Source organism: Clostridium sp., assembly GCF_032552055.1.
Lineage (GTDB): Bacteria > Bacillota > Clostridia > Clostridiales > Clostridiaceae > Clostridium.
This window is the reverse complement of sequence record NZ_JAWGSV010000089.1, coordinates 1-11,438: the sequence shown is the minus strand read 5'-3', so window position 1 is coordinate 11,438 and position 11,438 is coordinate 1. Positions and strand designations below refer to the sequence as shown.

Genomic DNA, 11,438 nt, shown 5'->3' with positions numbered 1-11,438 from the left:
TTTATTCTACCTATTAATGCTATTTTTAAATTATCATGATTTATTTTTTTTACATATGAAATATTTTCATTACAAAAATCTGTACTGTTAGGTATCATATATAATTTTTCTTTATTGTAACCGTATCCTGCTATTTTATTATATCCATACGGTGTAGTTGTAATTATTGTATCTATCCTTTTCGATATCAATTTGAATATTAGTATAAAAACTTTACTATTCTCAGTTACTCTATCATGCCATACTATTTTTATATTTTTAAAAAAAAGTAATTTATTTGCTACTCCTACTAAAAGACTCGGAAGCATTGTACAATAAACTGTATCTATTTTATTCTCTTTAATTATTTTTTTAGACTTTTTAATTACTTGGAATAAATTTAATAGGAACTTTAAAATATTTTCTTTTCCAGGCCAATATTCTTTACTCCCCCCATAATATGTTTCAACACCTAATTCATTGAGATAAGAACTATAATCTCCATATAAGGGCATTAATGAATAAAATTTATTATCCTCAGTATTATTTTTAATTATTTCTATTATTGATTTTTGTGCTCCTCCATTTTTTATATTATATTCGAATAATATTAATATCTTTTTCATAGTATCATTCCCTTTTTTCTGAATTTATATTTTTTATTACTTTCTCCAAACTTTTCTTTGAATTTTGAAAAGTCCATTCACTTATTATCTCTCTAGATTTTATACTTAGTTTCTCTTTATTTTTATTATACAAAATCTTTTCTATTGAATTCGATATATTATCTATACTATTAGGATTAATGATACTTCCATTTTCATCTTCGAATACTAAATCTAATGAGCACCCACATATTTCAGAAACAATTACTGGTAATCCTGCAAACATTGCCTCATTCACAACTAGCCCCCACGGCTCATATATTGAGGGTAATATTAAGGTATCTGCTAAAAAATAATGCTTAAATAATTCCTCTTGTTTAGTAATAAAGCCTGTAATAATCATTCTTACATTCAATTTCGAAGCTAATTCCTTCATCTGATTTTCCAATCCGCCTCCACCTGCAATTAATAATGTTATATCCGACTTATTTAATCTATTTATTGCTTTAATTACTGAATCAATATTTTTTATATCTATTATTCTACCTGAATATATGAGAACTTTTTCGTCGCTGCTTATATTATATTTTTTTCTATATTCTTCTCTTAATTCTTCTTTAAATTTGTATAGCTTATTAATACGCTCCCCATCTACAGTAAGATATTGATTGTATATTCTTTCTAAAGAATAATCAAATATTTCATTGAAATATCTCTTACTAACTTTACCATTTCCTAATATATAATCTGAATTTTTAATAACTATACCTTTCAAGATTTTTTTTATTTTATTTTCATGATTGTTTATTCTATTAGTACTTATTCCATCAAAAGAAATAATATAAGGCTTCCCAATAATCCTACATAATATACTTATCAAAATGTATGTTGGTTGCTCGTATCCACCTATAATAATAATATCATTACTCTTAACTAGATTATAAAGTCCCTTATTTATATACCCGTATTTTTCAAATAAATTGATACCTTCTAAGTATATCTCTTTGTACCCTTTATTTGCTTTAGCTTCCCATTCCCTATTTTCTCTTTCTTTATGTGTATAGTATGCTGTAAAGTTAATATTATCTATTTTAGCAAATTCATTGAATTGTAATATTCTATAAGGCGCTCTAATGTTAGTAACAAATGCTATATTCATTTATACCTCCTTATTATATAAACTATAGTACAAATCGAAATATCTATTTTTAAAATTTTCTAATGAATATAATTCCTTAAATCTATTTAAAGAATTATTTGATATGTTTTTATTCTCCGAGTTATTAAAAACAATTCTAATCTTTTCGTACAAATCATTAGAATTATTTTTATTGACCACATATCCATTTACTCCATTAATTACTTGCTCCTTAATTCCTCCACTATCGAAGCCTACTACAGGAACCCCATTTGCAAATGCTTCTAGTACAGTTGTGGGAAAGTTATCATCTAAAGATGGAATTACAAAAACATCACTTGACCTATACACTTTATAAATTTCATCTCGATTAGTTTTATATCCTAACTGCATTAACCTATTATGTTCAATATTTATTTTTTTACCCATTGAAACAAAGATAACATCATCATTAAACTTATTAAACATCTGTACAATATATTTAATACCCTTTCTTTCGTCATTTGGGTCTGCTGCAACAAAAAGAACTACTTTTTTGTCAATAGGTATACCTAGTTCCTCTCTCAGCTCTGATTTATCTACATTTACAAACTTACTTTTTTCCACTCCATTATTAATGACATCAATTTTAAAGTTCTTTAAATAGGATTCTTCAAGTAATTCCTTCAACCACTCTGAGGGGGTTACTATTGTAGTTATATCCTTATTAAGCTTATTAAATATATTATTCTTTTTTATCCAAAGTTTATCACTTATATCTCTCTTTGTACTCGGATAAATATTTAAATTATTACAATCCCCACATCCACATTTCCATTTTTCACATCCAAATGTAAATGCACACCTACCTGTAAAGGCCCAAGTATCATGCAGAGTCCAAATGACTCTTTTATTTTTTTTCACTATATAATCTATTAGGCTTTCATAATTTATATAATAACCGTGTATATTATGTAAATGAATTATATCTGCATCATCTATCTCTCTTTTAACTTCATCAGATAATCCTCTATTTAATTCCTTCCCAATCACTCTCATTGCTCCTGCTGATAAGTAACTCTCTACTTCATATCCAATTTTAATTGAATCAATATCATCAGATTGTCCTCTACCATATAAAAATCTTGAACTCATTCCTTTATTTTTATTAATTGAATTATGAAGCAAATTAGCAATTGCAGCTGCTCCTCCTCCTCCAATATATCTCGTATTAACTTGAAGAATTTTCATAATAATACCTCTATAACTATATTATTTAATAGATAAAATATTTTCACAATATTTTTGTAATGATATATTTTTTCTTATATTCTCATCAATATATTTCTTTCCTAATATCCCAATTTTTTTAATTTGTTCTATTTCATTAATGCATACGAGAATTTGGTTGTATATTTTTTCATAATCTTCTGGATCTGTGCACACACCACAACCGCATTCTTCAATTATTAATCTTGCTTCTGAACCTGATTCTAAAACTCCGAGTATAGGCTTACCAGCTGCCATAACCCCATAAAGCTTACTAGGAACTGAGACACCCTTTATTCCTTTTGCATTTACTACCCAATGTATATCTCCTGCATTTAGTGAATAATTCAATTCTTCTTTAGGTTGGTATGGAATAAATTTTATATTGTTAATTTTTTTTTCATTAACATAACTTACTAATTTTGATTTTATAGTTCCATCACCTATAAATGCAAATACTACATCTTCTCTATCTTTAAACCTACCAATTACCTTTATTATGTTTTCTAAATCATAATAAAGTCCAATATTCCCTGAATACATAATTACTATCTTATTCTCTAGTCCGTAGTTTCTTTTAAATTCTAAAACTTTTTCATTATCACTAGGTAAAGGATATATCTTCTTCTCGTCTATCCAATTATTAATAAATGTATTATCGGGAATATTTCCACCTTTAAATCTTTTTCTTAAAGTATCTTGCATATCTCTTCCAACAACAATAACCTTATCTGATACTCTGCAAGATAATTTATCTAAAAACATTGCTACATTTATTAATATCTTATTTTTACTATATCCAACAGCCATTGTTTGTTCGGGATTAAAATCTTGAATATTATATATAAACTTAGCACCTTTTATATACTTTCCTATTACACCTAAAATCCCTCCTAAAATCGGGGGCTGTGATATTGAAAATATGTAGTCTTGTTTCCCACTTTTAAAAGTAGCCCATATTGCTCTCAAGAAGTATGTTAATAAGTTTAGAATTCTACTTTTTTTATTGGCCTTGCTAAACTCAGGAACTCTAACCCTAATTATCTTTACTCCATTAATATTTTCTATATAATATTTTTTCTCTTTATATCTATCTTCTATTTTCCCTGTATAACTAGGTACTACACATATGACAGTTATATCAAATGTATCTATCATACCTTCACATAATTCTTTCAATATTTGACCAGTAGATGCTACATCTGGGTAATAGTAATGAGCATATAATAATAATCTTTTTTTATTCCCCATTTTAGTCACCTTTCATATTTTTTAAACTTCAAAATTTTCTAGAAACCACTTATAAGCTTCTTTAATTCCATCTTTTAATTCCATCTTATACTTCCATCCTGCTTTTTCTAATCTTCCTACATCAAGAAGTTTTCTTGGTGTACCATCAGGTTTAGAAGTATCCCAAACTATTTCACCTTCATAACCTACTACATCTTTTATAAGTTCTGCTAATCCTCTTATAGTAATTTCTTTTCCTGTTCCTATATTAAAGAAATCATTCCCTTCATAATTTTCCATCAAGTATATACATGCATCTGCCATATCTTCTGAATATAAAAATTCCCTAAGTGGAGTTCCACTTCCCCATACAACAACTTCTTTTGCATTATTAACTTTAGCTTCATGAAATCTTCTTATTAATGCTGGCATTACATGAGAATTTTCTGGGTGGAAATTATCATATGGACCATATAAATTAGTCGGCATTACACTAATAAAATTTGTACCATATTGTTTATTAAAGTATTGACACATTTTTAGCCCTGAAATCTTTGCTAACGCATAAGCTTCATTAGTTTCTTCTAAATACCCTGAAAGTAAATACTCTTCTTTAATAGGTTGTGCACACATCTTAGGATAAATGCAAGAACTCCCTAAAAACATAAGTTTTTTTACTCCATATTTATAAGCTAATCCAATTACATTATTCTGTATTTGTAAATTTTCATATATAAAGTCTGCTGGATAAATTGAATTTGCATATATTCCTCCAACTTTTGCAGCTGCTAAAAATACATATTCAGGTTTCTCTTCTTCAAAAAATCTTTCAACTTCTAAAGAGTTAGTTAAATCTAATTCTTTATGAGTCTTCCCTATTATATTTTCATATCCCCTTTTTTTTAGCTCTCTAACTATAGCCGAACCAACAAGACCTCTGTGCCCTGCTACATATATCTTACTATTTTTATTCATAACTGCACCTTCTTTATTTAGTAGCTGCTGCTTCACTATTAGCTACATATTCTTTACTACCAATCCCCGCTATTTCCTTCATATCAGCATCTACCATCATTGATACTAACCCTTTAAAGCTTACTTTTCTTTCCCATCCTAATTCTTTTTCAGCCTTACTTGAATCTCCCCATAACAGTTCTACTTCTGCTGGTCTAAAGTATCTTGGATTAACATCTACTAATAATCTTCCAGTTACTTTATCATAACCTTTCTCTTCTACTCCAGTACCCTTCCATTCTATTTCAATTCCTACTTCTCTAAATGAAAGTTCAACAAATTCTCTTACTGTATGAGTTTCATTAGTTGCTAATACATAATCTTGTGGCTTTTCTTGCTGAAGTATTAACCACATTCCATACACGTAATCTCCTGCAAAACCCCAGTCTCTTTTGGCATCTAGATTTCCTAAAGATAGTTTTTCTTGCTTACCAGCCATTATTGATGCTACAGCTCTAGTTATTTTTCTTGTAACGAAAGTTTCTCCTCTTCTTGGAGATTCATGGTTGAATAATATACCATTACAAGCAAATAAATCATAGCTTTCTCTATAATTTACTGTAATCCAATAAGAATAAAGTTTTGCAACTCCATATGGACTCTTTGGATAGAAAGGAGTTTTTTCACTTTGAGGTGCAGTATCTGGAAGTCCTCCAAATAGTTCTGAAGTTGAAGCTTGATAGAATTTACACTTAACTCCAGTTTCCCTTATAGCATCTAAAAGTCTTAAAGTTCCTACCCCTGTTGCTTCTGCAGTATATTCAGGCACCTCAAAAGATACTGCAACATGAGATTGTGCTGCTAAATTATATATTTCATTTGGTTGTATTTTTTCTATTAATCTATTTAAATTTGATGAATCAGTTAAATCCCCATAATGTAAAAACAAACTTTTATTTCCTATTTCAGGATCCTCAAACAAATGATCTATTCTTGAAGTATTTATTGTTGAGTGTCTTCTTATAATTCCATGTACCTCATAACCTTTTTCTATTAATAACTCCGTTAAGTATGATCCATCTTGTCCTGTTATTCCTGTAATTAAAGCAACTTTTTTCATTAAACTTCCTCCAACTCGTATCTTAATCTATATTTTTTAACTCTTTAACATTTACTACATTTGACTTATGTCCAATTAGTATTTTCCCATCATTTTCTATGACATATATATCACTAAGACCTTCAACTATAACCTTATGGTTATTAGAAACTAACAAGTTATTTTCTCCTTTTATAGTTCTACCCTCACCTATTACTACGTTACCAAGTTCATCTTTTTCTGTATATCTTTCTATAGCTTCCCAACTACCAATATCATCCCATCCAAAATTACTTGGTATAACATATATATCCTCAGATTTTTCTAATACCGCATAATCTATTGATATAGCTTCAATATTCTTATAGCTATCATCAATTATTTCTTGCAAAACCTCTTCTTCTACATATTGAATATTATGAAGTGCCTCAAAAGTATTGGGCGAATGCTTACTTATTTTATTTAATATATTATTAGTTTTCCAAATAAACATTCCACCATTCCATAAATAATTACCATTTACTATATATTCTTCAGCTAATTCCTTATTTGGTTTTTCTACAAATCGCTCAACCTTAATTACTTCACAATCTATAATTTTGTCTTTACTATTACTGCACTTAATATATCCATAACCTGCTTCTGCCCTACTTGGCTCCATCCCTAATGTTAAAATTGCATTGTTGTTTTTTTCTATAAAACCTTCTGACTCTAAAACAACTTTTCTAAATTCATCTTCATTATTAATTAAATGATCTGATGGTAATACTACCATAGTAGAATCTTTATAATATCTGTTAATTACAAATGCAGATAATGCAATACATGGCGTAGTATTTCTTCCCTCTGGTTCAACTATTATATTCTTTTCTGGAATCTCAGGAAGCTGTTCTTTAACTAAGTCAACATACATTTCTCCAGTACAAATAAAAATCCTATCTATTGGAATAATAGGTTTTATTCTATTTACTGTCATTTGTATCATAGTTTCATCACTTATTAAGTTTAAGAACTGCTTAGGTTTTTCTTCTGTTGACAATGGCCAAAATCTAGTTCCCTTTCCTCCTGCCATAATTAAAGCACATAACATCCCCATTCCCCTCCTTAGCAAGCATTCTTATCTCCAAACAGCACAAAGAATGTTTTAAATATTAATTTTATATCTAACCATAAATTTCTATCTTTAACATATTTAATATCAAGCTTCATCCAATCTTCAAAGTCTATATTATTTCTTCCAGAAACTTGCCAATAACATGTAAGTCCTGGTTTAACATTTAACCTTTCTAACATCCAAGGTTCAAACTTAGCTACTTCCTTTGGCAGACTTGGCCTTGGTCCAACTAAGCTCATTTCACCCTTTAGTATATTTATTAATTGTGGAAGTTCATCTATACTTGTTTTTCTAATAAACCTCCCTACTTTAGTAACCCTAGGATCTTCTTTCATTTTAAACATAGGTCCTGACATTTCATTTTGCTTTTGAAGCTTTGCCTTAAGTTCTTCTGCATTTTGAACCATTGACCTAAATTTAAACATATTAAATTCCTTGCCATTAAGACCTACTCTCTTCTGTGAGAAAATAATTGGTCCTGCTGATTCTAGCTTTATTAAAATAGCCACAATTAACATAATCGGGCTTACTATTATTATCCCTAATAACGATAGAAAAATATCTATAAGTCTTTTAGATATTTTATATACTAATCTATTTTCCTTATTAATAACTTGAAATTCTAAGCTATTTTCTTTATCTGATTGTAATCTCTCCATATTATTTACCCCCTTACTTACTAAATTTAATTCAACATTATTTAAACAGACCTAATAGTCCCTTTTTTTCTTTCACTTTACTTCCTAAGAATAATATTTCATCATTTTTCAAAAGTTTTTCCCCTGAATCTTTAAAGTAACTAAAATAATCTCTATCCATAGATTTTAATACTTCTACTCCATTACTCATATCAGGATTTCTTTTTTCATCTCTATGGGCATCTGAACCTATAAAGCTATATATTTTGTTTTTTAAGAATATTTCTGCTGTTTTTCGTACATCTTTTCCAAAATCTCCAGTAATACTTCCTAAATTAAGCTGAAATAAAAAACCTTCCTTTATAAACTCATTTATTAAAGAAGGCTTGTTAATAAACCTATGATATCTTTCAGGATGAGCAATTACTGGCACTATTCCTCTTAATTGCAATTCATATAATACTTCAACAACTTCTTTAATAGAAAAGTTTCTCATATTAAATTCAATTAACATATATCTAGAATCATTTATAGTTCCTATTTCTTTATTTAAGTAACTTTCTAATATATGCTCTGAATAATAAACCTCTTGTCCACAATAAATTTCGAGATCTAATCCAAGCTCCTTAACAAGTTCTCTAACTTCATTAGTTCTTTCCTTAACCTCATTTATTTGAACTTCATAATGACCTTGCAGATAATGAGGTGTTAATACTAATTTAGTAGTCCCTCCTCTTACTGCTTGCTTTAACATATTAGTTGTCATTTCTTTTGATTTTGAACCATCATCTATATTCCAAATTAAATGAGAATGTAAATCTACCATTTAGCACCTCCATATCTACAATTTCACTACAATTTTTAACTAAAACTCATGTAGCATTACCACAATGTGGCAATCCAAGTAAATCTTTAGATTGTCACATTGTATAGAATAATTCTCTTATTCTATGTTTTACTTATTATTTTCCATAAACTTATTGCATATTTTGCTTATCTATATTTACTACTAACTATGCTAGCTACTACTTTTCCCCATAATAATAGTAGTACTTGTTTCTACTAGTATCTACTCCATTTAAAACTGTTCCAATTATATTAGCATTAACTTTCTTAAGAAGGCTTATTGCATTGTGAACTCCGTCTTTTTTAGTTTTATCTGCTCTCACTACTAATATTGTTCCATCTACCTTAGTTGAAAGTATTTGTGAGTCTGTAACCGCTTGTACAGGTGGTGTATCTAAAATAACGTAATCATATTCATTTTTTAAATATTCTATAAGCTTTGACATAGTCTTAGATGATAACATCTCAGATGGGTTAGGTGGTATCTTACCTGAAGTTAATACTGTCATATTCTTATTATATCTATGAACTGCATTTTCTAAGGATTCCTTACCTACTATTACATCTGATAATCCTACTATGTTAGATATCTTAAATTTCTTATGTATAGATGGCTTTCTTAAATCACAATCTACTAATATAACTTTTTTATCACCTTGTGCTAAACATAAAGCTAAGTTACCTGCAGTTGTAGATTTACCTTCTCCTGGATCAGAGCTTGTAACTACTATAGCTCTATATTCCTTATCAAAGGATGAATATTGAATATTTGTTCTTAAAGTTCTATAGCTTTCTGCTGCTATGGATTTCGGTTCTTTTTCAACTATAAACATATCTTCCTCCTAATTATCCTTCATATTAGGTATAGATCCAAGTACAGGAAGGTCTAATTCCCTTTCTAGCTGTTCCTTGTTCTTAAAAGTATTATCTAAAAACTCTAGTAAAAATGCGAATCCTACACTAACCATTAATCCAAGTAAAAAGGCGATTGCTATATTCATCTTTTTATTTGGGCTAATTGGCTTTTCTGGCAATTCTACTGACTCTATTATTTTAATATTTCCATTTGGAACTAATTCTTTAGAAGTTTTAATAAACTCCTCTGATATTTCATCTATTACTACTTCAGCTTCTTTTGGATTCTTACTTTTATACTTTATTTCTAATATTTGAGTGTCTGCAACAGAAACTACTGTTAAATTATCTAATACTTCCTCTGGTTCTAATGTAAGGCTAGTACCTTTTAAACTTCTAGAAACTAAATCCTTAGTTTTAATTGCTTCAGAATATGTCTTCATAAGCTTTTGGTACATCATTACATCATTTTGATTATAACCTTGACTTTCTCCATCATCCTTACCTATAAAAACTTTTGTACTTGCTTCATATTGTGGCTTAATAACAAAAAAACTTAATACTGCTGAAGCTACTGTTGCTAGTAAAGTAATTACAACTATCATTAACCATCTTTTCTTTAAAGCTTCAAACAACTCATCTAATCTTATCACTTGCTCTTCCAATGAACTTCCTCCTAACTTTTAATAACCTAATTGTTACATAATTTTTTTATAAAGTCTTTTAAACAAAATTAATTTTCGACAAAAAATTACAAAGCTTCTTATAAGCTTTTTACAAAAGACATATTTATTTAACAATTCTCTCAGCATTTAAGATTATAACACAATATACTCGTTTTTAAACAAAAAAATATCTGCCTACTTCGACATTAAAGTTCAAATTTGCATTCTTTATCCAATCTCCAATATTATTTTTCTTATTGTAATTGTTTTTCTAACCATTTTCGGTATTATTTTTTTTAATATATTAATATTTTCTTCAAAAATATAACATACATCAATTATTTTTACAATAAAAGCCTTTTTATTATAGTAGCTTTTCTCTTTTTTCATTTTTAAATATTGAATCTATGTATTTTAATACATTCAAAAATCTAATTATATGATTCTTTGTATTTACTTAATCCAAGAACCTATCTTTTTCTTCTTTTCAATACTTTTTGTTCTAACTAATCCATCAGTTTTAAATATATAAAGTCCCTTCTTACTGATTTTTTCTACTTCTTTATCTATAAGTTCCTTTTTTATATTTTCTTCAAAACCTATAAAGTCATATGCATTTTTCTTTATTAATTTCTTGCAAGCCTTTTGTATCGACTTTCCATAGGTCCCATTTAAGCTTTCTACATCTAATTGAAATAAACAACCTTTATTAATTAGTTTGTCTATTTTTTTATAGTCATTTTTAATTTCCTCGTTTTTTTCAGGTCCTACTATTATTGGAGTTACTTCTGCTAAATTCAGTTCAAAAACTAATTCTAATAATTCATCTATTGTACTACTTTCCTCTGAATTTAAAAGAGCATACTCTCCTTTATTTATAGTACCAATTCTTTTATTTAAGAAATCTTTTACTGAATCATAATTATCTCTTATAAGATTGGCTGGATATAGAGCTAAATAAGAGCTTTTCTCTTTTAAATAAGCATTTAATTCTTCAACTATTCCTTCTACCTCTATTATACTTGTTTTACTTTCTTCATCGTAGTATGCAGGAGCTAATATTAGTC

The 11,438-nt window shown here is 28.2% G+C and carries 12 protein-coding genes; all 12 read right to left on the bottom strand.

The genetic code is table 11. The features are described from left to right. Positions 1 to 605: glycosyltransferase (locus E6248_RS07925; protein ID WP_316340282.1), on the bottom strand; the 605-nt coding region annotated here is incomplete at its 3' end. Between the two features lie 4 nt (positions 606 to 609). Next, positions 610 to 1,743 carry a glycosyltransferase family 4 protein gene (locus E6248_RS07920; protein ID WP_316340281.1) on the bottom strand — a complete coding sequence of 378 codons (1,134 nt, stop codon included), beginning with the start codon at positions 1,741 to 1,743 and terminating at the stop codon, positions 610 to 612. Beyond that, entirely contained in the window at positions 1,744 to 2,952 is a 1,209-nt protein-coding gene (locus E6248_RS07915) for a glycosyltransferase (RefSeq protein ID WP_316340280.1), read from the bottom strand. It abuts the gene before it with no gap. 21 nt (positions 2,953 to 2,973) lie between these two features. Beyond that, a complete protein-coding gene (locus tag E6248_RS07910) occupies positions 2,974 to 4,221 on the bottom strand; it encodes a glycosyltransferase family 4 protein (RefSeq protein WP_316340279.1) in 1,248 nt (415 codons plus the stop codon). A 21-nt stretch (positions 4,222 to 4,242) separates the two neighbouring features. Next, the gene (locus E6248_RS07905) at positions 4,243 to 5,175 is read right to left on the bottom strand and encodes a GDP-L-fucose synthase (RefSeq protein ID WP_316340278.1); all 933 of its coding nucleotides are present in this window, start codon (positions 5,173 to 5,175) and stop codon (positions 4,243 to 4,245) included. Positions 5,176 to 5,188: 13 nt separating this feature from the next. Continuing rightward, a complete protein-coding gene (gmd, locus tag E6248_RS07900) occupies positions 5,189 to 6,274 on the bottom strand; it encodes a GDP-mannose 4,6-dehydratase (RefSeq protein WP_316340277.1) in 1,086 nt (361 codons plus the stop codon). 22 nt (positions 6,275 to 6,296) lie between these two features. Continuing rightward, on the bottom strand, positions 6,297 to 7,343 hold the full coding sequence (locus E6248_RS07895) for a mannose-1-phosphate guanylyltransferase (protein WP_316340276.1): 1,047 nt from the start codon (positions 7,341 to 7,343) through the stop codon (positions 6,297 to 6,299). Positions 7,344 to 7,357: 14 nt separating this feature from the next. After that, positions 7,358 to 8,026, bottom strand: a complete 669-nt coding sequence (locus E6248_RS07890; RefSeq protein WP_316340275.1) for a sugar transferase — start codon at positions 8,024 to 8,026, stop codon at positions 7,358 to 7,360. 37 nt (positions 8,027 to 8,063) lie between these two features. Next, positions 8,064 to 8,831 (bottom strand): CpsB/CapC family capsule biosynthesis tyrosine phosphatase, encoded by a 768-nt coding sequence (locus E6248_RS07885; protein WP_316340274.1) that lies wholly within the window; start codon positions 8,829 to 8,831, stop codon positions 8,064 to 8,066. 199 nt (positions 8,832 to 9,030) lie between these two features. Next, complete coding sequence (locus tag E6248_RS07880; RefSeq protein ID WP_316340273.1) at positions 9,031 to 9,684, bottom strand: CpsD/CapB family tyrosine-protein kinase; 654 nt, start codon at positions 9,682 to 9,684, stop codon at positions 9,031 to 9,033. Positions 9,685 to 9,693: 9 nt separating this feature from the next. Beyond that, the gene (locus E6248_RS07875; protein WP_316340272.1) at positions 9,694 to 10,371 is read right to left on the bottom strand and encodes a Wzz/FepE/Etk N-terminal domain-containing protein; all 678 of its coding nucleotides are present in this window, start codon (positions 10,369 to 10,371) and stop codon (positions 9,694 to 9,696) included. Between the two features lie 453 nt (positions 10,372 to 10,824). Continuing rightward, a partial coding sequence (locus tag E6248_RS07870; protein ID WP_316340271.1) for a CpsB/CapC family capsule biosynthesis tyrosine phosphatase occupies positions 10,825 to 11,438 on the bottom strand: 614 nt, incomplete at its 5' end.

What these genes read in the sequence shown, in the direction of transcription:
- E6248_RS07895 (WP_316340276.1), bottom strand. Translation starts at nt 7,343, where the DNA reads ATGTTATGTGCTTTAATTATGGCAGGAGGAAAGGGAACTAGATTTTGG.
- E6248_RS07915 (WP_316340280.1), bottom strand. Translation starts at nt 2,952, where the DNA reads ATGAAAATTCTTCAAGTTAATACGAGATATATTGGAGGAGGAGGAGCA.
- E6248_RS07880 (WP_316340273.1), bottom strand. Translation starts at nt 9,684, where the DNA reads ATGTTTATAGTTGAAAAAGAACCGAAATCCATAGCAGCAGAAAGCTAT.
- E6248_RS07885 (WP_316340274.1), bottom strand. Translation starts at nt 8,831, where the DNA reads ATGGTAGATTTACATTCTCATTTAATTTGGAATATAGATGATGGTTCA.
- E6248_RS07910 (WP_316340279.1), bottom strand. Translation starts at nt 4,221, where the DNA reads ATGGGGAATAAAAAAAGATTATTATTATATGCTCATTACTATTACCCA.
- E6248_RS07905 (WP_316340278.1), bottom strand. Translation starts at nt 5,175, where the DNA reads ATGAATAAAAATAGTAAGATATATGTAGCAGGGCACAGAGGTCTTGTT.
- E6248_RS07890 (WP_316340275.1), bottom strand. Translation starts at nt 8,026, where the DNA reads ATGGAGAGATTACAATCAGATAAAGAAAATAGCTTAGAATTTCAAGTT.
- gmd (WP_316340277.1), bottom strand. Translation starts at nt 6,274, where the DNA reads ATGAAAAAAGTTGCTTTAATTACAGGAATAACAGGACAAGATGGATCA.
- E6248_RS07920 (WP_316340281.1), bottom strand. Translation starts at nt 1,743, where the DNA reads ATGAATATAGCATTTGTTACTAACATTAGAGCGCCTTATAGAATATTA.